At 74.3% G+C, this 24,052-nt stretch carries 17 protein-coding genes; 9 read left to right on the forward strand and 8 right to left on the reverse strand.

All coding sequences use genetic code 11. The annotated features are described in order from the left end of the window. Window positions 1-15 precede the first annotated feature (15 nt). Window positions 16-1,839 carry a phosphoenolpyruvate carboxykinase (GTP) gene (locus ACZ6AQ_RS13750; RefSeq protein ID WP_468759925.1) on the forward strand — a complete coding sequence of 608 codons (1,824 nt, stop codon included), beginning with the start codon at window positions 16-18 and terminating at the stop codon, window positions 1,837-1,839. A 261-nt stretch (window positions 1,840-2,100) separates the two neighbouring features. Here the strand turns inward: ACZ6AQ_RS13750 and ACZ6AQ_RS13755 are convergent, their stop codons facing one another. Together ACZ6AQ_RS13755 and ACZ6AQ_RS13760 are read right to left on the reverse strand one after the other, a co-directional pair. Then, window positions 2,101-2,502 (reverse strand): SCO4983 family protein, encoded by a 402-nt coding sequence (locus ACZ6AQ_RS13755; RefSeq protein ID WP_468759926.1) that lies wholly within the window; start codon window positions 2,500-2,502, stop codon window positions 2,101-2,103. Window positions 2,503-2,602: 100 nt separating this feature from the next. Further along, window positions 2,603-3,814, reverse strand: a complete 1,212-nt coding sequence (locus tag ACZ6AQ_RS13760; RefSeq protein WP_468759927.1) for a pyridoxal phosphate-dependent aminotransferase — start codon at window positions 3,812-3,814, stop codon at window positions 2,603-2,605. Window positions 3,815-4,056: 242 nt separating this feature from the next. Between ACZ6AQ_RS13760 and mptB the strand changes: the two genes are divergently transcribed. Together mptB and ACZ6AQ_RS13770 are read left to right on the forward strand one after the other, a co-directional pair. After that, window positions 4,057-5,547, forward strand: coding sequence for a polyprenol phosphomannose-dependent alpha 1,6 mannosyltransferase MptB (gene mptB / locus ACZ6AQ_RS13765; protein WP_468759929.1), 1,491 nt, complete (start codon window positions 4,057-4,059; stop codon window positions 5,545-5,547). Window positions 5,548-5,558: 11 nt separating this feature from the next. Then, window positions 5,559-5,999: a glutaredoxin family protein gene (locus ACZ6AQ_RS13770; RefSeq protein WP_468759931.1), complete on the forward strand. Its 441-nt coding sequence runs from the start codon at window positions 5,559-5,561 to the stop codon at window positions 5,997-5,999. Between the two features lie 25 nt (window positions 6,000-6,024). On the opposite strand, the gene ACZ6AQ_RS13775 is transcribed toward ACZ6AQ_RS13770, so the two are convergent. From ACZ6AQ_RS13775 to ACZ6AQ_RS13785, 3 genes are all read right to left on the reverse strand, one after another. After that, window positions 6,025-6,960, reverse strand: coding sequence for an LLM class F420-dependent oxidoreductase (locus tag ACZ6AQ_RS13775; protein WP_468759933.1), 936 nt, complete (start codon window positions 6,958-6,960; stop codon window positions 6,025-6,027). Between the two features lie 178 nt (window positions 6,961-7,138). After that, window positions 7,139-8,746 carry an N-acyl-D-amino-acid deacylase family protein gene (locus tag ACZ6AQ_RS13780; RefSeq protein WP_468759934.1) on the reverse strand — a complete coding sequence of 536 codons (1,608 nt, stop codon included), beginning with the start codon at window positions 8,744-8,746 and terminating at the stop codon, window positions 7,139-7,141. Between the two features lie 158 nt (window positions 8,747-8,904). Next, window positions 8,905-10,305, reverse strand: coding sequence for an alanine racemase (locus ACZ6AQ_RS13785; protein WP_468759935.1), 1,401 nt, complete (start codon window positions 10,303-10,305; stop codon window positions 8,905-8,907). A 123-nt stretch (window positions 10,306-10,428) separates the two neighbouring features. Here ACZ6AQ_RS13785 and ACZ6AQ_RS13790 point away from each other — a divergent pair, with 123 nt between their 5' ends. From ACZ6AQ_RS13790 to ACZ6AQ_RS13800, 3 genes are read left to right on the forward strand one after another with little or no spacing between them, the layout of a single operon-like run. Beyond that, window positions 10,429-11,751, forward strand: coding sequence for a sugar kinase (locus tag ACZ6AQ_RS13790; protein WP_468759937.1), 1,323 nt, complete (start codon window positions 10,429-10,431; stop codon window positions 11,749-11,751). Beyond that, on the forward strand, window positions 11,748-12,509 hold the full coding sequence (locus ACZ6AQ_RS13795; protein ID WP_388693302.1) for an IclR family transcriptional regulator: 762 nt from the start codon (window positions 11,748-11,750) through the stop codon (window positions 12,507-12,509). Before ACZ6AQ_RS13790 ends, ACZ6AQ_RS13795 begins: the two co-directional genes overlap by 4 nt. Further along, window positions 12,506-12,928 carry a RidA family protein gene (locus ACZ6AQ_RS13800; protein ID WP_468759938.1) on the forward strand — a complete coding sequence of 141 codons (423 nt, stop codon included), beginning with the start codon at window positions 12,506-12,508 and terminating at the stop codon, window positions 12,926-12,928. Before ACZ6AQ_RS13795 ends, ACZ6AQ_RS13800 begins: the two co-directional genes overlap by 4 nt. A 51-nt stretch (window positions 12,929-12,979) precedes the next feature. On the opposite strand, the gene ACZ6AQ_RS13805 is transcribed toward ACZ6AQ_RS13800, so the two are convergent. Then, window positions 12,980-13,933, reverse strand: coding sequence for a helix-turn-helix domain-containing protein (locus ACZ6AQ_RS13805; protein ID WP_468759940.1), 954 nt, complete (start codon window positions 13,931-13,933; stop codon window positions 12,980-12,982). Between the two features lie 91 nt (window positions 13,934-14,024). Between ACZ6AQ_RS13805 and ACZ6AQ_RS13810 the strand changes: the two genes are divergently transcribed. Further along, window positions 14,025-18,254: a S8 family serine peptidase gene (locus ACZ6AQ_RS13810; RefSeq protein ID WP_468759942.1), complete on the forward strand. Its 4,230-nt coding sequence runs from the start codon at window positions 14,025-14,027 to the stop codon at window positions 18,252-18,254. A 257-nt stretch (window positions 18,255-18,511) separates the two neighbouring features. Continuing rightward, complete coding sequence (locus tag ACZ6AQ_RS13815; protein ID WP_468759943.1) at window positions 18,512-18,907, forward strand: hypothetical protein; 396 nt, start codon at window positions 18,512-18,514, stop codon at window positions 18,905-18,907. A gap of 68 nt (window positions 18,908-18,975) precedes the next feature. Here the strand turns inward: ACZ6AQ_RS13815 and ACZ6AQ_RS13820 are convergent, their stop codons facing one another. Continuing rightward, window positions 18,976-20,331, reverse strand: a complete 1,356-nt coding sequence (locus ACZ6AQ_RS13820; RefSeq protein WP_468759945.1) for a M14 family metallopeptidase — start codon at window positions 20,329-20,331, stop codon at window positions 18,976-18,978. Between the two features lie 135 nt (window positions 20,332-20,466). On the opposite strand from ACZ6AQ_RS13820, the gene ACZ6AQ_RS13825 reads away from it, so the two are divergent. Next, window positions 20,467-21,798, forward strand: coding sequence for a serine/threonine-protein kinase (locus ACZ6AQ_RS13825; RefSeq protein ID WP_468759947.1), 1,332 nt, complete (start codon window positions 20,467-20,469; stop codon window positions 21,796-21,798). A gap of 431 nt (window positions 21,799-22,229) precedes the next feature. On the opposite strand, the gene ACZ6AQ_RS13830 is transcribed toward ACZ6AQ_RS13825, so the two are convergent. Continuing rightward, a complete protein-coding gene (locus ACZ6AQ_RS13830) occupies window positions 22,230-23,942 on the reverse strand; it encodes a chitinase (protein WP_468759949.1) in 1,713 nt (570 codons plus the stop codon). Window positions 23,943-24,052 lie beyond the last annotated feature (110 nt).

Consider the following 24,052-nt stretch of genomic DNA (forward strand, 5'->3'; position numbering starts at 1 on the left):
TCAAAAGGAGCAATCGTGGCGCGCGACAACGCGGCTCCCACCGCCGTCCCCACCCAGCACCGTGAACTGGTCTCCTGGGTGAACGAGATCGCCGAGATCACCCAGCCCGACGCCATCGTCTGGTGCGACGGCTCCGAGGCCGAGTACGAGCGCCTGTGCGAGGAGCTCGTCGCCAAGGGGACCTTCAAGAAGCTCGACCCGGCTCTGCGCCCGAACTCCTACTACGCCGCCTCCGACCCCTCCGACGTCGCGCGCGTCGAGGACCGCACCTTCATCTGCTCCGAGAAGGAGGAGGACGCGGGCCCGACCAACCACTGGAAGGCCCCGGCGGAGATGAAGGAGATCTTCGCGGGCGAGGACGGCATCTTCCGCGGCTCCATGAAGGGCCGCACCCTGTACGTCGTGCCCTTCTGCATGGGCCCCGTCGGCTCCCCGCTCTCCGCCATCGGCGTCGAGATCACCGACTCCGCGTACGTCGCCGTCTCCATGCGCACCATGACCCGCATGGGACAGGCCGTCCTCGACGAGCTGGGCGACGACGGCTTCTTCGTCAAGGCCGTCCACACCCTCGGCGCCCCCCTCGCGGAGGGCGAGCAGGACGTGCCGTGGCCCTGCAACTCCACCAAGTACATCTCGCACTTCCCCGAGACCCGCGAGATCTGGTCGTACGGTTCCGGCTACGGCGGCAACGCCCTGCTCGGCAAGAAGTGCTACGCGCTCCGCATCGCCTCCGTCATGGCGCGCGACGAGGGCTGGCTCGCCGAGCACATGCTGATCCTCAAGCTGACCCCGCCGCAGGGCGAGTCGAAGTACGTCGCCGCCGCCTTCCCCTCGGCGTGCGGCAAGACCAACCTGGCCATGCTGGAGCCCACGATCTCCGGCTGGACCGTCGAGACCATCGGCGACGACATCGCCTGGATGCGCGTCGGCGAGGACGGGCGGCTCTACGCCATCAACCCCGAGGCCGGCTTCTTCGGCGTCGCGCCCGGCACCGGCGAGCACACCAACGCCAACGCCATGAAGACCCTCTGGGGCAACTCCGTCTTCACCAACGTCGCCCTCACCGACGACGGCGACGTGTGGTGGGAGGGCATGACCGAGGAGGCGCCCGCGCACCTCGTCGACTGGAAGGGCAACGACTGGACGCCGGAGTCCGGGACCCCCGCCGCCCACCCCAACGCCCGCTTCACCGTCCCGGCCGGCCAGTGCCCGACGATCGCCCCCGAGTGGGAGGACCCCAAGGGCGTCCCGATCTCCGCGATCCTCTTCGGCGGCCGCCGCGCCTCCGCCGTCCCGCTGGTCACCGAGTCCTTCGACTGGAACCACGGCGTCTTCCTGGGCGCGAACGTCGCCTCCGAGAAGACCGCCGCCGCCGAGGGCAAGGTCGGCGAGCTGCGCCGCGACCCCTTCGCCATGCTGCCGTTCTGCGGCTACAACATGGGCGACTACATGGCCCACTGGGTCAAGGTGGGCGCCGGCGCCGACCAGGCGAAGCTGCCGAAGATCTACTACGTGAACTGGTTCCGCAAGAACGACGCCGGCAAGTTCGTCTGGCCCGGCTTCGGCGAGAACAGCCGCGTCCTGAAGTGGATCGTCGAGCGCCTGGAGGGCAGGGCCGAGGGCGTCGAGACCCCGATCGGCATCCTGCCGACCCCGGAGTCCCTGGACACCGACGGCCTGGACCTGCCGGCCGAGGACCTGGAGTTCCTCCTCAAGGTCGACCGCGACGTGTGGCGCGAGGAGGCCGCCCTGGTCCCCGACCACCTGAACACCTTCGGCGACCACACGCCGAAGGAGCTGTGGGACGAGTACCGCGCGCTGGTCGAGCGCCTGGGCTGATCCCGCACCCCGAACTCGTGGTGGGTTGCCCCGACATTCCGCCCTGACCAGTGGGGTCACGACGGCCCACCACGATCCGCCCGGCCCCCGGAGCCCCCTCAGGCTCCGGGGGCCGGCGCATGTCCGGACCCGGAGGCACGGGCCTTTCGTACGGAGGGGCGGCGGAACGGAGTCCGGGGCACGGCCGGGGGTCCGGCCGTGCCCCGGAGGGGGGTGGGTGGCACCCGGTCCGCGCGGTTCGTGGCGCGCGGACCGGGGCCGTCAGGGGGCGGCGACCGCGGCCGGGGCGGGTTCCCCGGCCAGCGCCGCGGTGTGCGCGTCCATGCGCTCGGCGGTGAGGATCGCGGCGGCCGTGTCGGCCCGGGAGGCGGCGACGACCAGGGCGCGGCCCGCGAGGGCGTGCGCCCTGCGGTGCAGCTCCCGCGCGGGCGTACCGCTCAGGGCCGCGTGACGCGCGGGCGGCGCGCCGCGCAGCCGTGCCACCTGCCGGGCGATGAGTTCGCCGGCCTCCGTGTCGCCCAGCTCGTCGGTGACGGCGAGCAGGGCGGCGAGGTGTCCGGCGAGCTGGATGTCCAGCTCCTCCTCGCGGGAGCGGTGCGGGTACGCGTCGTGGGTGTCGTCGGCCATCCGGTGGACCGACTTGGTGCGGATCGGTTCGTACATGGGGACGGCCTCCTGAGGTGCTCTGGAGCCATCCTAGCTTAGATCATGTCTAAAGTTGAGTCGTGTCCGGCGAGGGGATTCCGGTGGCCGGCGCGGACCGTCAGGGCTGGGCGTAACCGTCCAGGAAGCGCCCGATCCGCGTCACCGCGTCCGCCAGGTCCGCCGCGGCCGGCAGCGTGACGATCCGGAAGTGGTCCGGCTCGTGCCAGTTGAAGCCCGTCCCGTGCACGACCATGATCTTCTCGGCCCGCAGCAGGTCGAGGACCATCTGCCGGTCGTCCTTGATCTTGTAGACGTTCGGATCGAGCCGGGGGAAGAGGTACAGCGCGCCCTTCGGCTTCACGCACGTCACGCCCGGGATCTGCGTGAGCAGCTCGTACGCCGTGTCCCGCTGCTCCAGGAGCCGCCCGCCCGGACGGACCAGTTCCTCTATCGACTGCCGGCCCTGGAGCGCGGCGGCCACCGCGTGCTGCGCGGGCATGTTCGCGCAGAGGCGCATGTTGGCCAGGATCGTCAGCCCCTCGATGTACGAGGAGGCGTGGTGCTTCGGGCCGCAGACCGCCAGCCAGCCCGAGCGGAACCCGGCCACCCGGTAGTTCTTGCTCATCCCGTTGAAGGTGAGGCAGAGCAGGTCGGGGGCGATGGCGGCGGTCGGGGTGTGCGTGGTGCCGTCGTAGAGGATCTTGTCGTAGATCTCGTCCGAGCAGACGACCAGGTCGTGCCGCCGGGCGATCTCCGTCAGGGAGCGCAGCATGTCGTCGTCGTAGACGGCGCCCGTCGGGTTGTTCGGGTTGATGATCACGATCGCCCGGGTGCGGTCGGTGATCTTCCGCTCGATGTCCGCGAGGTCGGGCATCCAGTCGGCCTGCTCGTCGCAGCGGTAGTGCACGGCCGTCCCGCCCGCCAGCGACACCGAGGCCGTCCACAGCGGGTAGTCGGGGGCCGGGACGAGGACCTCGTCGCCGTCGTCGAGGAGGGCCTGCATCGCCATCTGGATCAGCTCGGAGACGCCGTTGCCGAGGTAGATGTCCTCGACGGAGAGCGGGATGCCCTTGGTCTCGTAGTGGCTCATCACCGCCCGGCGGGCCGAGAGGAGCCCCTTCGCGTCGCCGTAGCCGTGCGCGTGCGAGAGGTTGCGCAGCACGTCTTCCAGGATGGCGGGCGGGCACTCGAAGCCGAAGGCGGCCGGGTTGCCCGTGTTGAGCTTGAGGATGCGATGACCCGCGGCTTCGAGCCGCATCGCCTCTTCGAGGACCGGGCCCCGGATTTCGTAACAGACGTTGGCGAGCTTCGTGGACTGGATCACCTGCATGACGAGAGCTTACGGCCGGCCCGGCCCGGACGCTCCGTGTTCTGGGCCACGTCGTGGCGGACGCCCGTCCGGAAGCCGGACGGGGCGGGGCGCCGGGGCCGCGCGGGCACGGGACGCCGGGACCGGACGCGGACGGGCGCCCCCGGCGCGGCGCGGGGGGAGGGGCCGGGTGCGAGGGAGTGCGGCGCGGGGGAGGGGCCGGGCGCGGCGGGGCGCGGCGCGGCCGGATAGGTTGGCGCGTCATGTGGGTTTTCAGCGCCTCCGGATGCCGGTGGCTGGGTGCGGGCGGGTCGCTCGCCGTCGCCGTGGGCGGATGGTTCGCCGGGACGCTGCCGGTGCGCGGCGGGCGGGGGCTGTGGGAGCCGCACGGTCCGGCGGCCACCTCCGCCGGGGCCGTCCTCGCGTACCTCGGCCTGACCCTGCTCGTCGCCGCGTGGGGGCGGTACGGCGTGCTGCTCGCCCGGGACGTGCGGGACGGGGCGGCACCGGCCTCCCGGGCCGCCCGGGACGGGGTCCTCGCGACCCTCGCCTGCTGGGCCGTGCCGCTGCTCCTCGCCCCGCCGCTGTACAGCGCGGACGTCTACAGCTACGTCTCCCAGGGCGCGATGGTCCTCGAAGGGCACGACGTGTACGGCGCCGGGCCCTCCGTCCTCGGCCCCGGCGACCCGGGGGCGGACGCGGCGGCGAGCGTCGGCGGGCACTGGACCGACACCCCCGCCCCGTACGGCCCGGCCTTCCTGCTCCTCGCGGCGGCGGTCGTGAAGCTCACCGGCGGCGCGGTCGTGCCCGCCGTCCTCGGCATGCGCCTGGTCTCCCTCGGCGCGCTCGCGCTCGTGGCGTGGGCGGTGCGGGGACTCGGCGGCGGGCCCGGCGGCCGGGCCGGCGCGCTGTGGCTGGCCGTCCTCAACCCGCTCTTCCTGATCCACGTCGTCGGCGGCACGCACAACGACGGCCTGATGACCGGACTCGTCCTCGCCGGCGTCCTGCTCACGACGCGGGGCCGGTGGATCCTCGGCTGTGCCCTCGTCGGCCTCGCCCTGACGGTGAAGTCCCCGGCGGCGGTCGCCCTGCTCTTCATCGGCGTCACGGTCGCCCGCCGGGACGGCGGCCTGCGGGGCGCGGCGAAGGGCCTCCTGCTGCCCGGGGCCGTCGCGGGGGCCGTGGCGGCGGGGGCGACGCTGCTCGCCGGGACCGGGTTCGGATGGCTGCGGACCCAGAGCGTGGCCGGGACCATCCACACCGCCCTGTCGGTCTCCAGCGACCTCGGACTCGGGCTCGGGCTGCTCCTCGGGGACGACCCCGACCCGGTCAAGGGCGTCGTGCAGAAGCTGGGCCTGCTCGCGGCCCTCGTGATCATCGCCGTGCTGGCGTGGCGGTCGTGGCGAGGGCTCCTCGACCCGGTCCTCGGTCTCGGCCTCTCCCTGGTGGCCCTCGTCGCGCTCTCGCCCATGGTCCAGCCCTGGTACCTGCTGTGGGGGACGGCCGTCGTCGCGGCCGCCGCCTGGCACAGCCGGGCGGGTCAGGTGCTCGCGGTGCTGTCGGCGGCGCTGGTGTACGAGACGGCGCCGTCCGGGCGCACGCCCTGGTACGGCTTCGCGCTGGCGGGGGCGGTGGCCGTGCTCGGCCTGGCACGGACCCGGCGGGAGCCGTGGCCCGCCGCCGTGACGGGCGGTCCGCGTCCGTCCCCGGCCCCGTCCGCTTCCGCGTCCCCGGAGCGCCCCCGGTCCCGGTAGCCTCCGGCACCATGACGCGTGCCTGGGTTCCACCGGTGTTGCTGCTGCTCTGCGGTTCGTCCGTCGCGACCGGGAAGGCCCTCGGGGGGAACCCCGCCGGAGCCGCCGTCCTCCTGCTGCTGTTCGTGCTGCTCGCGGCCGCCGTCTCTCCCCTGGTCTTCCCGAGGCCGACCGGCGCGGCGGAGGCCCGGCGCCGCGCCGGGGCCGACGGCCGCCCCGTCGTCTACTGGCGGCCGGGCTGCGTGTACTGCCTGCGCCTGCGCGTCCGGCTGGGCACCCGCGCCCGCCGGGCGCACTGGGTCGACATCCGGCGCGATCCGGAGGGGGCCGCGGCGGTGCGGGAGGCCACCGGTGGCGACGAGACCGTGCCGACCGTCGTCGTGGCGGGGCGCGCCCACGTGAACCCGGACCCGGCCCGGGTCCGCGCGTGGCTGTCCCGCCAGGTGTATTGATCACCAGCGTCAACAACGCTCGTGATCAATACGCCTGGGCCCTGTTCAGCTCCCCGAGCAGCTTCCAGGTGCGGCGTCGGTCCTCCTCGCCGTTCACCTCCGTCGCGGTGAACACCACCTCCGTCGCCCCCGCCTCGCGGTAGCGCCGTATCCCCGCGGCCACGGTCTCCTCGTCGCCGATCAGGGCCAGGTCGGCGGCCCGCTCGGCACCCGACAGCTCGATCACCCGCCGGTAGGAGGGGATCCGCTCGTAGAGCGCGAGGGCCTCGGCCGAGGTCTCCCGCACGGCGTCCGCGTCGGACGTGACCACGCCCGGCACGAGGGCCACGACCCGGGGCGCGGGGCGGCCCGCCGCCTCGGCGGCGGCGTGGACCGCCGGGACGATGTGCTCGGCGAGCGCCCGGGGCCCCGCCAGGTACGGCAGGATGCCGTCGGCGAGTTCGCCGCTGACCCGAAGCGCCTGCGGCCCCATGGCGGCGACCAGGACCGGCACCGTCGGCCCGGCTCCCGGCACCGACGCCGAGTAGGGGGTCGTGGCGGTCAGGAACTCCCCGTGGAAGTCGGCGCTGCCCGTTTCGAGCAGCGGACGCAGAGCGGTCAGGAACTCCCTGAGCAGCCCGATCGGCCGCTCGTACGGGATGCCGAAGCCGGTCTCGGTCAGATGGCGGGTGCCCAGGGCGAGCCCGAGGTGGTAGCGGCCGCCGGTGGCGGCCTGCGCCGTCTGCGCCTGGGACGAGACGAGCAGCGGGTGCCGGCCGAAGACCGGGATCGCGGCCGTCCCGACCTGGAGGCCCGGCACCTCGCGCCCGACGATCGCGGCGAGCGAGGGCGAGTCGTACGCGAAGGTCTGGCCGAACCACGCGGAGTGCAGGCCGGCGTCGCGCGCCTCCCGCGCGAGCCGCACCGTGTCGTCGATCGGAAGCTGACGGGAAGTCGAGCTGAGCGTTGCTCCGAGAGTCATGCACCCGGCAACGGGCCCTTCCCGCACCGGCATTCCCGTTTCCGTGTGACAAGCACGTGTCGGGAACCCGGGGCCCGTCACGGTGCCGCTCGCCGTGCTCCCGCCCGGCCGGCGGGAACGCCTCGCCGCCGAGTACCGCGCGGCCGGGGCCTGTCCCGAGGACCGGGACCGGACACCCCTAGGGGCGGGACACCGGCGTCCGCCTGATCGTCCTCCCCGCCAGGACGTCCGTCCGCCTGCCGTCCTCGATCACGAACCTCCCCCCGATCAGGACGTGCGGGATGCCCCTCGGCGGGGTCCGCGGGGCCGCGTACGTCGCGCCCGCCGCGACCGTCGCCGGGTCGAGGAGGACCAGGTCGGCCACGTACCCCTCGCGCACCAGGCCCCGGTCCGGCAGGCGGAGGCGGGCGGCCGGGCGGGAGGTGAGGTGGGCGACGCACTCCTCCAGGGAGAGGACGCCGAGGTCGCGCACGTACCGCCCCAGGTACTCCGGGAACGTGCCGTACGCGCGCGGGTGCGGCTTGAGGCCCTGGAGGATGCCGTCCGAGCCGCCGGTGTGCACCCGGTGGCGCATGATCGTCCGGACGTTCTCCTCGTGGCCGACGTGCTGGAGGATCGTGGTGCCGAGCCGGTCCTCGACCAGGAGCCGGCGGGCCGTGGCCCAGCCGTCGACGCGGCGGCCCACGAACCCCGCGAGCGCGGGCTCGTTCACCCCCGCGACCTCGATCGTGTCCCAGTCGACGGGGACGCCGTGGCAGCCGTCCGAGCCGACCACCTCCAGGTGGTGCCCGATCCGCGCGGCCGTCGCGTCGTCCCGGAGCCGCGCGAGCACCGCCTCCGGGCCGCCCTCGCTCGCCCAGCTCGGCAGCAGGGCCACCAGGGTCGTGCAGCCGGAGGTGTACGGGTACGTGTCGAGGCTGATGTCCGCGCCCGCGTCCAGGGCCCCGTCCAGGAGCGCGAGCAGCTCGGCGGCCCTGCCCTCGTTCACGCCGAAGTTCATGGTGGCGTGGGCCAGGTGCAGGGCGCACCCGGCCTCGCGGGTGAGGGCGACCATCTCCGCGTAGGCGTCGAGCGCCCCGGCGCCGTACGAGCGGTGGTGCGGGCAGTAGTAGCCGCCGTACTCCGCGACGACCCGGCACAGTTCGGTCAGTTCGGCGGCCGGCGCGTACATCCCCGGGGTGTACGTCAGGCCGGAGGACATGCCGACCGCGCCCTGCTCCAGGCCCTCCGCGACGAGCCGCCGCATCCGGTCCAGCTCGGCCCCCGTCGCCGGGCGGTCCTCCCAGCCGACCGCCAGGGCGCGGACCGTCCCCTGGGGGACGAGGTAGGCGGCGTTGACGGCGATGCCCCGGCCGCCGTGCGCGTGGTCGAGCCGGTCCAGGTACTCGCCGACCGTGCGCCAGTCCGTGTCGAGGCCGGAGCCGTCGCCGTTCCAGCCGGTGATCGCCCGGCGCACCTCCGCGAGTGTGCGGTCGTCCACCGGCGCGTACGACAGGCCGTCCTGGCCCAGGACCTCCAGGGTCACGCCCTGGGCGGCCTTCGCGGAGTGGTCCGGGTCGCGGAGCAGCGCGAGGTCGCTGTGGGCGTGCATGTCGACGAAGCCGGGGGTGAGGACCAGCCCCTCGGCGTCCAGGGTCCGGCGGCCGACGGGCCGCTGGCAGCCCGAGGCGGCGGCCTCCTGGACGATCGTGGTGATCCGGCCCCCCTCGACGCCGACGTCGGCCCGGTAGGAGGGGCCGCCGCTGCCGTCGACGACCTCGGCGTCACGGATGACGAGTTCCAGCACTGTTCCGGCTCCCCGGCTCTCGGACGGTTTCGGAGGACGGCGTCCCGGAGGGACGCGTGGTGGAGGGGGGCCTTCTCCGTAGGGGGCGCCCCCTACGGAGAAGGCGCCCCCTTTCCGGAGAAGGTGCCCCGGAGGGGGGCGCCCCGGGAGAAGGTGCCTCAGAAGAAGGTGCGGATGTGGTCGACCACCGTGCCGTCGGCCTCGACGAGCGGGATGAGCTGCCACTTGTCGAACGCCGTGCACGGGTGGGAGAGGCCCATCCCCACCCAGTCCCCGACCTCCAGGTCCGCCCCCGGCTCCGTGCGGAGCCAGGCGTGCTGGTCGGAGAGGCCCGTGACGGTGATGCCCTCCGCGGCCCGGACCTCACCCGTACGGGCGTCGCGGACCACCTGCGCCTCCGGGAGGTGCAGGTCGTGGGCGGCGTCCCGCTTGCCCGCGTTGGTGAACGCCTGCCCGTCGGTGGGACGGGAGACGACCTGCGACCAGAGCCGGAACGCCGGCCGGAGCGCGCCCTCCTCCGGCACCCGGTTGAAGGGGGTGAGGGTCCGGTAGTGGCCGTCGTCGTGCGAGACGTACGCGCCGGAACGCAGCAGCTTCAGGACCGGGAGCGAGAGGGCGGGCAGCTCCGCGAAGACCTCCGCGACCGTGTCGAACCAGGCGCTGCCGCCCGCGCTCACCACGATCTCCCCGATGCCGGCGTCGAAACGGCCCTCCGCGTCGAAGGCGGCGGCGAGGCCGGTCAGCCGCAGCAGCCAGGCCCGGACCCGGTCCGGGCTCGCCCGGGGCACCTCCCCCTCGTACCCGGCGACGCCGACGAGCCGCAGGGTCGCGGCGGCGGCGACCGCGTCGGCGACGGCGGCGCACCCGGCCTCCGTACGGACGCCGGTGCGCGCCTCCTCGCCCGCGCCCAGTTCGACCACGACGTCCACCGGGCGGGACGCCCCGGCGTCGCGCAGGGCCTCGTCCATCAGCTCGACGCCGCGCACGGAGTCCACGTAGCAGACGAAGCGGAAGTCCGGGTCGGCGTCGAGCTCGGCGGCCAGCCAGCGCAGGGCGGCGGGGTCGGCCAGCTCGTTGGCGAGGAAGATCCGGGCGATGCCGTGGGCGCGGTAGACACGGGCATGGTGGGGCACGGCGGCGGTGATGCCCCAGGCGCCGTGCTCCAGCTGCCGGTCGAAGAGCTGGGGGGCCATGGAGGTCTTGCCGTGCGGGGCGAAGGCGAGGCCGTGCCGCTCGGCGTAGGTCTCCAGGAGGCGCAGGTTGTGCGCGACGGACTCGGCGGAGAGGGCGAGGACGGGGGTGGTGTAGCCGCCGGTGAAGAGGTTCCGGCGCTGGGCGGAGAGCTCCCCGACGGTCAGGCCCTCGGCGTCCGGGGGGAGGGCTTTGAAGCGGTGGTCGACGCGTTCGGCGGCGGGGTCCGGGGCGCGGCGGGCCGGGCCGGCCGTCGTTCCCGTCCGCGCGGGCGTCCGGGCCGCCGGATCGTTCGCGGGTCCGCCCGCCGGGCGGTCCGTTCGGCCGTCCGCCGGGCCGTTCACCGGATCGTTCGCCGGGTCGGGCATGGGATCTCCTCCTCGTCGGTGTTGCAAGCTGTGCAACGTTCATTGCGCATCTTGCTCATCGTTGTCTAACATCCGGGCCAAGGCCGGGTCAATGGACCCGTGGGAGACGCAGGGAGCACGAGAGTGAGCGGAGACGCACCCGCGGACGCGGCCGCCGCGGCCCCGGACGTCGTCTGCCTCGGCGAGTCGATGGTCACCTTCCTCCCCTCCCGGCCGGGCCCCCTCGCGGACGTCCCTTCCTTCACCCGCGCGATCGGCGGTGCCGAGTCCAACGTCGCCTGCGCCCTGGCCGCCGCCGGCCACCGCGCCAAGTGGGTCGGCCGCGTCGGCCGCGACGGCTTCGGCGACCACCTCCTCGACACCGTCGGCGGCCACGGCGTGGACGTCACCGCCGTCGGCCGCGACCCGCACCGGCCGACCGGGATCTACTTCCGCACGGACCGGGACCGGGCCACCGACGCCCACGAGGTCGTCTACTACCGGGCCGGTTCCGCCGCCTCGGCCATGTCCCCGGCCACCGTCCCCTACGAGACCGTCGCCGGCGCCCGGATCCTGCACCTCACCGGCATCACCGCCGCCCTCTCCGAGGACTGCCTCGCCCTGATGAGGGACCTCACCGCCCCGCGCCCCGGCCGGCCGCTCGTCTCCTTCGACGTCAACCACCGGCCGGCCCTGTGGCGCGACGGCGGCGCGCCCGACGTGCTGCTCGCGCTCGCCCGCCGCGCCGACGTCGTCTTCGTCGGCGCGGACGAGGCGGAAGGGCTCTGGGGCCTGGGGAGCGCCCGCGCCGTCTTCGGCGCCCTCCCCGAACCCGGGGTCGTCGTCGTCAAGCTCGGCGCGGACGGGGCCGTGGCCGTCGACCGCCGCTCCGGGGAGGGCGGTGACGGGGAGGGTGGTACCGGGGAGAGCGGTGCCGGGGGCGGCCGTACCGGAGACCGCCGTACCGGAGACCGTCGTACCGGAGACCGTCGTACCGGGAGCCGCGTGCTCCCCGAGGAAGGCACCTTCGTCCCCGCCCCCCGCGTCGACGTCGTCTCCCCGATCGGCGCCGGGGACGCCTTCGCCGCCGGTTTCCTCTCCGCCACCCTCCGCGGCCTCGGCCTCGGGGACCGGCTCCGCCACGGCCACCTCATGGCCGCCGCCGCCCTCACCGTCCCCGGCGACCTGGCCGCCGCGCGGCGGCCCTCCTGGACGGACCGCGCCGACCGCCTGGTGGCCCTCGACGACGCGGCCTGGGAGACACTTCACCTCGGCCCCGGCTGGACGGAGGCCGACCGGGAGGACGCCGGCCGGCCGGGGGACGGCCGGAAGCCCTCCGGCGGGAAGGACTCCGGCGGGGCGGCCCCCGACCGGGCCGGGAACGGCCGGGAGGACGCCGGCCGGACGGCGGCCCGCCCGGCGGGGCCCGGCCGTACGGGAAACGACCAGGAGGTACGCACGCCATGAGCCAGACCGTCGACCGGGCGCTCAGCATCCTGCCGCTGCTCGCGCGGGGCCCCGCCGACCTCGGGCAGGTCGCCGAGAGCCTCGGCGTCCACAAGTCCACGGCCCTGCGCCTGCTCCGCACCCTCCACGAGCACGGTCTCGTCCACCGCCAGCAGGACCAGCGCTACCGTCTCGGCGCCCGGCTCTTCGCCCTCGCGCAGGAGGCCGTCGAGAACCTCGACGTCCGCGAGATCGCCCACCCCCACCTCGCCGCCCTCAACGAGCGCACCGGGCACACGGTCCACCTCGCGGTGTACGAGGAGGGGGAGGTCCTCTACATCGACAAGGTCGAGAGCCGCTACCCGGTCCGCATGTACTCGCGCATCGGCCGGCCCGTCGCGATCACCGTCGCCGCCGTCGCCAAGCTGCTCCTCGCCGACCTGCCCGAGGCCGAGCGGCGCGCGGTCGCCGCGAAGCTCGACTACCCCCCGTACACGCCCCGTTCGACGCCGAACGCCGCCGCCTTCCTCAAGGAGCTGGAGATCGTGCGCGAACAGGGATGGGCCACCGATCTCGGCGGCCACGAGGAGTCCATCAACTGCGTCGGCGCTCCCGTCCGCGGCGCGGACGGGCGGGTCGTCGCCGCCCTGTCGGTCTCGGCGCCCAACGTGGTGGTCACGGCCGACGAACTCCTCGCCCTCCTCCCGCAGGTGCGCCGCACCGCGGACGCCATCAGCCGGGAGTACTCCGGCACCGCTCCGACCAAGGACACCGCATGACCGAGCAGACGACCGAGAAGACCGCGATCACCCCCGCCACCCACACCGCCCCGCCCGCGAAGTTCTCGCACGGCGTGCGGAAGGGCAACATCCTCCAGGTCGCCGGCCAGGTCGGCTTCCTGCCCGCCGTGGAGGGACAGGCGCCGACGGTCGCGGGCCCGACCCTGCGCGAGCAGACCCTCCAGACCTTCGCCAACGTCAAGGCGATCCTGGAGGAGGGCGGCGCGACCTGGGACGACGTGATGATGATGCGCGTCTACCTGACGGACGTGGACCACTTCGCCGAGATGAACGAGATCTACAACCGGTACTTCGAGGAGCAGGGCCTCAAGGCCCCCGCCGCCGCCCGCACCACCGTGTACGTCGGCCTCCCGCCCGGCCTCCTCGTCGAGATCGACGCGCTGGCCGTCCTGGGCTGAGCAGGACCGCACCGGCACCGGGGCGCCGCGGCCCCGGACGCCCCCGGCGGCTCAGATCCAGCCGCGGCGGGCCGCGACGACACCGGCCTGGAAGCGGTTCACCGCGCCCAGGAGTTCGTGGAGGCGGCTCATGCGCCGGCGCATGGTGCGGACCGACCAGCCGAGCTGACGGGCTATCGCCTCGTCCTTGAGGCCGCTGACCAGCAGGGTCAGCACCAGGCGGTCCTCCTCGCCGAGCGGGTCCTCGGCGGGGAGGTCGAGCGGCAGGGCCTGCTTCCAGCACAGCTCCCAGTAGTCGGTGAGGGCGTCCAGCAGGGCGGAGGGGCGGACGACCGCGGCGCGCACGCCGTCGAGGTCCAGGGAGAGCGGCATCAGCGCCAGCCGCCGGTCCGCGATGGCCAGTTTGATCCGCAGGCCCGGCATCACCCGGGCCTGCTCGCCGCGGCGCACGAGCCCGCGGATGTCCTCCAGCACCCCCGGCCACTCCAGCGCCTCGGGGGCGTAGACCGCGCGGTAGCGCACGCCGCGCCCCAGCGCGTTGCTCTCCACCGGGTTGGAGGTGGTCAGGGCGTACGGCGGCCGGTCCAGCGTCATGACGTCCTCGCGCGCCTCCTGCTGGAGGCGGACGAACCAACGCCCCAGCGCCTCGCGGCCGGTGGCGATCTCCACCTCGTCCTCCCCGGTGGAACCGGCCCGGGCCGCCGCGAAGAGGCGGGACAGCTCGCCCGCCGCCGAACGGACCCGGTCCAGCTCCTCGGCCCTGGCCCGCACCAGGGACTCGACCGCGGCCTCCGGCTCGATCGCCGCGTACCGGCGGCGGACGCCCGCGAGCCGCCCGACCAGACCGTGGTCGTGCAGCCGGTCCAGCGCCCTGGCGGCACGGACGGGGGAGCAGCCGAGGTCGGCGGCGAGTTCGGCCGGGGCCGCCGTGCGCCGGGCCAGGACGGCCCGGTAGACGCTCTCGTCGAACGGATCGATGCCTGCGGCGGTGAGCGCGGTCGTCATATGCGGATACTGGCCCACTTGTGCCAGGGGCAGCAAGGGGCCGCCGGAATCCGTTGTACGGAGAGTGACTTCGGGGCTAGGACCTTTGTCCATGGCCAAGAACCCACGAAGAAGCCGGCGCCTGGCGGCCGTCACGGTCACCACCGCGGCGCTCGCCGGAACGCTCACCGCGCTGCCCGGCACCACGACCGCCACCGCGGACTCGCCCGACACGAACCGGCGGGTCATCGTCGAACTGTCCGGGGAGGCGGCCGTCGCCGCCGCCCCCGGCGGTTCCCTCACGTCCCCGGGCGCCGCCGCGGCCTCCGCCGTCGGCGCCGCCCGGCAGGCCCTGGCGGTACGGCAGGACGCCCTCGTCGCGACCGCCCGGAACGCCGGACTGCACCCCGCCTCGCCCCGCCGACTCGGCCTGCTCGTCAACGCCGTGGCGATGACGGTGCCCGCCTCCGAGACGGCGCGGCTGGCCGCCCTGCCGGGCGTCGCCGCCGTCCGGCCCGACACCCGCGTACAGGTGCGCACGGACACCAGCGTGCCGCTGACCGGCGCGCCCGAGGTGTGGAAGCGCGAGGACCCGGCCGGGACGAAGGCCACCGGCAGGGGCACCGTCGTGGCGGTCCTGGACAGCGGCGTGGACTACGGCCACCCCGACCTGGGCGGCGGCTTCGGCGAGGGCCACAAGGTCGTCGGCGGCTACGACTTCGCCAACGGCGACGGCGACCCGATGGACGACAACGGGCACGGCACCCACGTCGCGGGCATCATCGCGGGCAGGGCGGCCGCGAAGGGGGGCGTCACCGGCATGGCGCCCGACGCGCGCCTGCTGGCCTACAAGGTCACCGGCGCCGACGGCAGCGGGTACACCTCCGACATCATCGCCGGCATCGAGGCGGCGGCCGACCCGGCCAACCCCCACCGGGCCGACGTCATCAACATGAGCCTCGGCGGCCCCGGCGACGGCACCGACCCGCTGGGCCGCGCGGCGACCGCCGCCGTACGCGCCGGAGTGGTCGTCGTCGCGGCGGCGGGCAACAGCGGACCCGGCGCCGGCACCGTCAACACCCCGGCGTCGGCCGACGGCGTCATCGCCGTCGGCGCCTCCACCAGCGGGGTGCGGACGCCCAACGCGTACCTGGCGGGCAGGGAACCCGAACTGATCCAGACGTACCGGGGCATCCTGTCCGCCAACCCGCCCCGGGAACCGGTCACCGCCCCGCTCGTGGACGTCGGCGCGGGCACCGCCGAGGACTGGAAGCGGGTCGGTGACGTACGGGGCAAGATCCTGCGGGCCGACATCCTCGTCGCGCCCGGTACGGACGTCCTGAGCCAGAACGACATCGACTGGGCGCGCGAGGCCGAGGAGCGCGGCGCGCTCGCCGTGCTCGGCGGCCTCCCGGCCCACGGCGGACCCGTGCTCGCCACCACCCCGGGAACGGTCGAGGTCCCGGCGACCCCCGCCCGCCCCGACTTCGCGCGGACCGCCGCCTCCGGCGACTCGCTGCGCATGGACCGCCTGGTCCTCATGGGCATCGACACGACCCAGTACGCCCAGCTGAGCCGCGAACTGGCCGCAGGGAAGGTGCTCGTCACCCTGCGCGGCACCGACTCCACCGACCAGGTGGCCTCGTTCTCCTCGCGCGGCCCCGGCACCGGCTTCGCCCTCAAGCCCGACCTGGTCGCCCCCGGCGTGGAGATCCGCTCGGCGATCCCCACCTCGATGTACGGGCCCGGCGTCTACCGCATGTCGGGCACCTCGATGGCGAGCCCGCACGTCGCCGGCGCCGCCGCGCTGCTGCGCCAGCTGCGCCCGGACCAGGGCCCCGACGCGATCAGGTCCGCACTCGTCGGCACCGCGAAGCAGCTCCCCGGCGCCGGTCCCACCGTCCGGGGCAACGGGCGGCTCGACGTGGCCGCCGCGGCGTCGGCCACCCTCGGCGCCTCCCCGACGGCCGTGTCGTTCGGCCTCGCCGACCTGGCGGACCGGACCGTCGGCGGCACCGCGGAGATACGCCTGACCAACCCCGGCAAGGAGCCGCTGACCACCGCCCTCGGCAGCACCGGGCCCGCCACCGTGTCCCCGGCGCGGGTCACCGTCCCCGCCGGGGGGACCGCGACCGTCACCGTCACCCTGCGCGCCGACCGCCCGGCCGCCGACACGGAGATCAGCGGCCTGATCACGGCCACCCCCGCGCGCGGCCCGGCCCTCCGGGTGCCGTACCTGCTCGTCGTCCGGCACCTGGTCGTCCAGGCGTCCCCCGACCCGAGCGACGGCCGTTCCACCGTGCACGTCGCCGCCCCGGCCGCCCTGGACGCGCCGCCGGAGGTCACCGTCACGCCGCCGCACGGCAAGGCGTTCACCCTGCGCACCACCATGAACGGCGCCGGCTACTACCAGGCCGACGTGACCGGGAAGGCGGCCGGCGCCCACCGGCTGTCCGTGCGGGCCACGACCACCGACGGCCGGCGGATCACCGGCACCGGCGCCTTCGAGGTCACTCCCGCCGGCAGCCGCGGCGACCGATGGGAGCCCATCGGCCCGAACGGCGAGGCCGGACACGTCGCGCTCTCGCCCGCCCGGCCGAAGCAGGCCGTCATGACCCAGTACGGCAAGGCCGCCCCCTGGCTGACCACCGACGGCGGCGCCCACTGGCGCCAGGTGGGCCGGCTGCCGGTCGCCGACGGCAGCGGCACCGGGGCGGTCGTGGTCGACGCCCGCCGTCCCGACCGCTGGTGGTACGCCGTGAACTCGGCCGGCGACCCCACCCGCCGGGGCACGATCCTGCGCACCGACGACAACGGCCGTACCTGGCGCACGCTCGACGTGCCCGACGTCCGCGTCGACGAGTTCGTCGCGGACGAGGGGACCCGCACCCTCGCCGCCGTGACCGGCGACACGCTGAGGGTCAGCACGGACGCGGGCGACAGCTGGGCCGCGTACCCGACCGGCGTGACCGGTCCCGTCCGCGAGGCCGCCCTCGTCGGCGACACCCTGTACCTGGCGACCTTCGACGGCGTCTGGCGGATCGACGGCGTCGGCAAGGGCGACCCCGGCCCGGCGCGCCTCCTCCTCGACGAGCCGGTGGAGGGCGTCTACGGCATGGCGGCCGACTCCGCCGTGGTGGCGACGTACGTCCCCGGCACGGGCGTCCGCGGCTCCTACGACAAGGGCCGCACCTGGTCCACCCTGCTGCCCCTGGAGAGCGGCGGCCACGGACTGTCCGCCTCCGGCGGCGACCTGTACCTGCGCACGCTGTTCGGCGCCGGGCAGGTGAGCCACGACCACGGCAGGACCTGGAAGCCCGCCCCCGCCCCCTCCGGGGCGGCCATCGCGATGGACTACGACCGCTGGGCCGACGGCTCGGTGACCGTGTCCAGCGAACAGGACGGCCTGTACCGCGGTTCGGCCGACGGCACCGGTTACCGGAGGATCGGCGTCCAGGGCCTGACCGTCTTCGCCCTCGCGACCAGTGGCGACCGGCTGCTCGCCGGAACGGTGAGCGGCACCTACCGCACCGCGGTCCCCGTCGCGAGCCCCGAGTGGGGCCCGTCCGGCGGGGAGGGCATGACCGGCCGCCTCACCTCGCACATCGCCGTCTCGCCCGGGGACAGCAGGGTGGTGTGGCAGGTCCGGCGCACCGCGACCGGCCTCTTCGAGGTCTCCCGCAGCGACGACGCCGGCCGGACCTGGCGGGTGAAGGGGGTGTCGTCGGAGATCCCGACCTCGATCCTGGTCCACCCGGCCGACCCGGACCGGGTGACGATCGGCTTCAGGAGCATCCTGGGCGACGGCCTGTTCTCGACCCTCGACGGCGGCAGGACCTGGAAGAACCTCTTCCACCCGAGGGCCTTCGAGGCCATGGCCGGTGATCCGCGCGACCCGCGGCGCCTCTGGCTCGGCAACGCCTCGGGCCTCTACCGCTCGGACGACGGCGGCGTCACCGTGACCAAGGTCGCGGAAGGCCCCGTCTCCGCGATCCTGGTGGACGACCGGCGCCTGGTTGTCGGAGGCTCGTCCGTCCGGGTCAGCACCGACGGCGGCAGGACCTTCCGCACCGCCGACACCGGGCCGCTCGCGGTCCACGTCTCGGACCTGCTGCGGGCCGGCGGGGCGCTCTACGCGGCCACCACCCGCTCGGCCGCGTCCGGACTCGTCCAGGGCGGCCGGGGCGTACTGCGCAGCACCGACAACGGCCTGACGTGGGAGAACGTGTCGAGCGGCCTGCAGAACACCGACGCCACCAAGCTGGCCGCCGCCCCCGACGGCCGCACGCTCTACGTCGGTACGGTCGACGGAGGGGTGCACCGCCTAAAGCTGCGCCGCTGACCCGTTCGCGGGGGCGCGTCCGCGCGAACGGCGCGCCCCCGCGACGGCGCGGCGAGCATCGACATCCTCCTGAAGAACAACACCAACTGGACCTCCGCCACGCATTGGCCCGGTGGGGCGCGTCAACACTACGATGCGACCGCCGGAAAGGCCTTGGATGCTGCGGGCCAGGTGACCGGAACCGGTGCCGAGGTGTCGCAGACGATCACGTGGACGGAAACGACATTGGTGACACCCTGATGAAGGCGAAGAGGATCTTGGCCGCTGTCGGTGCCCTGCTGGCCGCCGGGCTCGCACTCGCCTGGTTCACCGGGTGGGGGCCGGTGGCGCCCGGAACCATCTCCGCCCGTCAGCTGGCGGGAGTGTGGACGGACGGGGACGGGGCCTCCGTGGAGTTCCGTACGGACGGAACGTTCTGCGCCCGTGACTTCCCCGTCGAGCGATCTCCCGAGCGGCTGATCACCTCGTGCGGAGAATGGTCGTTCAGCGACGACGGCGACCGGGACCAGGGGATCGACCTGGGCTTCGACACGCCCTCGTTCGCCCTGGACTCCATGGTGAGGGTCGCCGGGCGGGGCGGCGAGGGCGGGCTCTACGTCCTCTACGACATCGACGACTTGTCGGACCGCGTCGAACTACACCGGCGGGGCTGACGGCACCCACGCACCGGCCGGGGCCGGCGGGAGGTTCCTCCCGTCGGCCCCGGCCTTCGTCCAGGGGATCAAACCGCGCAGTACTGCCCCTGCTTACCGATCGAGCGGTACATGCAGTCCGCGTTCTCCAGGAGCTGGAGCACCGCGTCGCGGTTGCGGGCCGTCTCGCGGTCGATGACCTCGTCGGGCGGGTAGAAGCCGCCGCCGGAGGACGAGGACGGGTACATCTCGAAGGTGTACGCGAAGATCTTCTGCGCACCCCACAGGTAGTCGTCGATCGAGCCGTCCGTGACGTACAGGTCGCTGGACTGCTCGGGCGTGTAGCCGTTGCTCGCCGCCATCTTCTTCCCCGCGGCCGCGAAGGCGTTCCGGTCGTCCGCGGTCATGCCGGTGGTGGTGTCGGCGGTGGTCCAGCCGAACGGCCAGAGGACCAGTTCGCTGTACGTGTGGAAGTCGATGGCCGCCTTGATCTGCTGCTTCCCGCCGACCACCCGGGAGCGGACGAAGTCGGCGACGACCTTCACCTCGGGGGCGGACTCGGGGGCCGCGCCCCGGTAGGTCTCGGAGCCCTTGGAGCCGGACGAGCCGCCGCAGCAGCCCCACTTGTAGTCCCAGTTCCGGTTGAGGTCCGTGCCGACGTACGAGGAACCGGAGTTGGGCTGCCGGTTCTTGCGCCAGCTCCGGTACGAGCCGGAGGCGATGTCGTACTCGCCGCCGTCCGGGTTGAGGTCCGGGACGATCCAGATCTCGCGCCCGTTCACGGCGTTGGTGATCCTGCTGTCCGTGCCGTAGCCCGCGCCGAGTTCGCGCAGCAGGTAGAGCGCCATCTCGACGGTGAGGTGCTCGCGGGCGTGCTGGTGGTGGGTGAAGAGGACCTCGGGCTCGTTCTCGTCGGCGGCCACGTTGTCGCTGATCTTGATCGCGACGATGTCCCGGCCCTCGTACGACTTCCCGATCACCCGCTTGCTCATGATCGAGGGGTACTGGGCGATCCGCTGGTCGATCTCCGCGTTCGCCTCGGCGTAGTTGTGGTAACGGGAGTCCGCCGACGGGAAGTCCAGCGGGCCGAGCGCCGACCGGACGGCCCCGCCCCGGTCCGGAGGGGCCGGCAGGGCCACCGGCTCGTGGCCCAGGGCCCGGAGGCGCCCGAGCTGTTCGGCGTTCGCGCTGACCACGACCGAGCGGGCGTCGACCTCGTCGATCGAGACGCCGGTGGCGGTGAGCGCGGTGCGGGCGGCCGGGGTGGAGGGTCCGGTGATCTCGTACTGCCGGATCACCTCCCCGGCCCCGGCGGCGCGGGCGGTGCCGGCCGGCGCGGGGTCGGCCCCGGCGGGGGTCGCGAGCGCGGAGAGGGGCGCCGCGAGGGCGAGCGCCAGGAGGGCCGCCAGGCCGGCGGACCTCCTGCCGCGGGGTGAACGTCGCATGCTGTCTCCTGTGGTGTGGGGGGTGGGGGAGCGCGACAACGAGAACGACGGAGCGAGGTGGAGCGGCGTGCCCGGCACATGGTGGACTCATGTCATGGACTGGTCAAGGTAGGGGGTTCGGTCATACTGTCCCGCGTGGGGACCCTCATCGGCAGATACGTCATCGAGAACAAGCTGGGCGAAGGCGGCATGGGCACCGTGTACCTCGCCCGCTCGCGCGGCGGACGCGCCGTCGCCGTCAAGGTGGCGCGGCCGGAACTCGCCTCCGACCCCTCCTTCCGCGCCCGCTTCCGCGCCGAGGTCGCCGCGGCCCGGCGGGTCGGCGGCTTCCACACCGCGCAGGTCGTCGACGCCGACCCCGACGCCGAGGCGCCCTGGCTCGCCACCGCCTACATCCCCGGCCCCACCCTCGCCGGACTCGTCGCCGCCGAGGGCCCGATGGACGAGCCGCGGCTGCGCGCGCTCGGCGCCGCGCTCGCGGAGGCCCTGGAGGCCATCCACGCCTGCGGGCTCGTCCACCGCGACCTCAAGCCCGGCAACATCGTCATGGCGTCCGACGGACCGCGCGTCCTCGACTTCGGGATCGCCCGCGCGGTCGAGTCGACCCGGCTCACCGCCACCGGCTCCGCCTTCGGCACCCCCGGCTACCTCGCCCCCGAACAGGCCCTCGGCGAGGAGGTGACGGGCGCCACCGACGTCTTCGCCCTCGGCGCCGTCCTCGTCGCCGCCGCGGGCGGACGCCCCTTCGGCGAGGGCACGCCCATGGGCCTCATGTACCGCTCGGTCCACGAGGCCCCGGACCTCGGCGCCGTCCCCGGGGCGCTGCGCGGCCTCGTGGCGCGCTGCCTCGCCAAGGACCCGGCCGAGCGGCCGACGCCGGACGAGATCCTGGACGCGCTGGGGGAGGCGGAGCCGGGGGCGGGGACGGGAGCGCCGACCGCCACGGTGGTCGTACCGGCGGTGGACGGGGGAGTGCCCGCGGTGTCCGGCGGGGGCGTGCCGCCCGTCGGCCCCGCCGCGGCGGCCGCGGCCGGTTTCGTGACGGTCCCCGCGTCCGCGCCCCCGGCCGGGTACGGGTATCCGTCCGCGCCGGGCTTCGGGCCCCCGGTCGGCGCCGCGCCCGCCCCGGGCTACGGGCCTCCCGCCGCCTACGCCGTCCCCCCGCCGCCCTCCTCCGCACCGGGGGACCCGGCCGTCTTCGTGGCCGCCGACCGGGTGTCCGGGATCGTGGTGGACGGTTCCGGGGTGCACCTCCAGCTCTACGGCGAGGAGGTGGAGTTCGGCTGGGAGGAGATCGCGGGCGTGGACCTGGCGCGCACCCGGCGCGGCCGGGGACTGCGCGTCGCGGTCTCGCTCCGCGAGGGCGGCGCGTACACGTGCGAGCTCGACGGCCGCCGCGCCGCCCGCGTCGACGAGTGGACGGTCCGGCTCGACGCGGTCCTGGCCGGTTTCCTGCCCCGCCGCTGAACACGCCTTCCTCCGGGGCCGGATCGTGGTTCTCGGAGTGGCCGGCGCTCTTGAAGCGGGTCAGTGCTCTCGAAGGTGACCAGTGCTCTCGAAGTGGATCGGGGCTTCCGGAGCCGATCGGGGCTCCTGGAGCGGACTGGCGCTCCCGGAGCGGTCCGGCGCTCCCGGAACAGCCTGTCGCTCCCGAAGTGGAGCAGTGCTCGCGAAGCGAATCGGCGCTCGCGAAGCGAATCGGCGCTCCCGAAACGGAGCAACGCCGCCGGGGGAGCGGCGGCGCTGCGGGGCCCGTAGGCGCGGGGGAAGGGCGTACGCGTACGGGGAGTTCCTGCGCGCACGGGAAGGACGTACGCGTAGGAGGAGGTTCCGCGCGCCGGGAGAGGCCGTGCGCGCGGCGGGTGTCCCTCCCGGGCGCGGGAGGGACACCCCGTCCGCTACGGGAGGCCGTGCACGTGCGGGCCGACCGCGTTCGACCAGGCGTTGCCCGCCGTCGCGTCCCAGTTGGTCGACCAGGTCATCGCGCCGCGCAGCGTCGGCCACGCCTGGGCCGGCTTGAAGGTGCCGCAGCCGGTGAGCTTCGTCAGGCAGTCGAGGGCGTTGTTCACGACCTGCGGGGAGACGTAGCCACTGCCCGCGCCCCGGGTGGAGGCGGGGACGCCCAGGCCGACCTGGGACGGATCGAGCCCGCCCTGGATCTGGATGCAGGCGAGCGCGGTGAGGAAGTCCACCGACCCCTGGCTGTACACCTTGCCGTCGCAGCCCAGCATCGAACCGCTGTTGTAGTACTGGGTGTTGACGACCGTGAGGATGTCCTTCACGGCGAGCGCGGTCTTGAAGTACTCCGTGCCCGTGGACTGCATGTCGATGGTCTGCGGGGCCATCGTGAGCACCAGGCCCGGGCCCGCCTTCGCGGAGAGCTGGCGCAGCGCCTTGGTGAGGTAGGTGGAGTTGATGCCGTGTTCGAGGTCGATGTCGACGCCGTTGAAGCCGTACTCCTGCATCAGGGCGTACGCGCTGTTCGCGAAGGCGGTCGCGCTCGCGTCGCTGTTGATCGTGACGTTGCCCTTCTCGCCGCCGACGGAGATGATCACGGACTTGCCGACCGCCTTCTTGGCCGCGACGTCGGCCTTGAAGTCGGCCACCGAGGCGTAGCCGACGGCCGGGTCGAGGGTGAAGGTGATCTGGCCGGGCGTGGTGGTCGAGTCGGCGAAGGAGACGGCGATGATGTCGTACGCCGCCTGCACGTCCCGCAGCTTCTGCTTGGCCGCGCCGTTGTCGAAGTTCTGCCAGTAGCCGGTCACGGCGTGCTTGGGCACGGCCGGGCCGGGGCCGGTCTGGTCCTTGGCGGTGCGCGCCGTCACGGCGGCGGACTTCGCGGACTCGCCCGCCGCGTTCGTCGCGGACACCTGGAACTGGTAGGCGGTGTCGGCGGTGAGCCCGGTGACCGTCGTGGAGGTGCCGCTCACGGTCTGCGGGGCGGTGCCGTCCCGGTACACCTTGTAGGCCGTCGCGCCGGAGACCGCGCCCCAGCTCAGGTTCACGGAGGAGGAGGTGACGGTGCCCGCCGCGAGGCCGGCCGGGGTGGACGGGACGACCGGGTCGGGGTCCGGGACGCCGCCCCCGTCGGGTCCGAAGACGCTCACGTCGTCGACGAGGTAGGGCGAGGTGCCGTACCAGCCGTGGGTGTAGATCTCGACCGAGGTGGTGGAGGCGCCCGTGGTGAAGGTGGTGGTGAGCTGCTTCCAGGACGGGGAGTCCGGCGTCCAGGTGGAGACCGAGCCGGTGCCGGTCCCGGTGCCGCTCGCGCCGAGGTAGGCGTACCCGCCCTGGACCCAGGCGCTCAGCGTGTACGTCGCGTTGGGCTTCACGGTCACGGTCTGCGTGCACTTGGCGTTGTCGAGGCCGGCGGGGGCCGCCTTCAGGGCGCCGGTGCCGGTGCGGACCGGCGAGGAGACGGCGGTGCCGCTCCCGCCGGAACAGGCCCAGTTGGCCAGGCCGTTCTCGAAGCCCGCGTTCCTGGCGACGTTGACGTCCGCCGCCTGGGCGGTGCCGGCGCCGCCGACGAGGACGAGTCCGGAGCCGACGGCGAGCGCGAGGGCTCCGCCGAGCCATCTGCCTCCGCGCGGGCGGGTGGGGGTGCGGTCCACGTGCGTCCTCCGTGGGGGAGTTGGGGATGTGGAGGTGCCGTACGGAGGGGGGGCGTACGGGGTACGGGTTTCGGACGGTGGCCACCGTTGTGGGAACAAGCTGGTCCAGA

Source organism: Streptomyces sp. NPDC041191 (genome assembly GCF_055591945.1).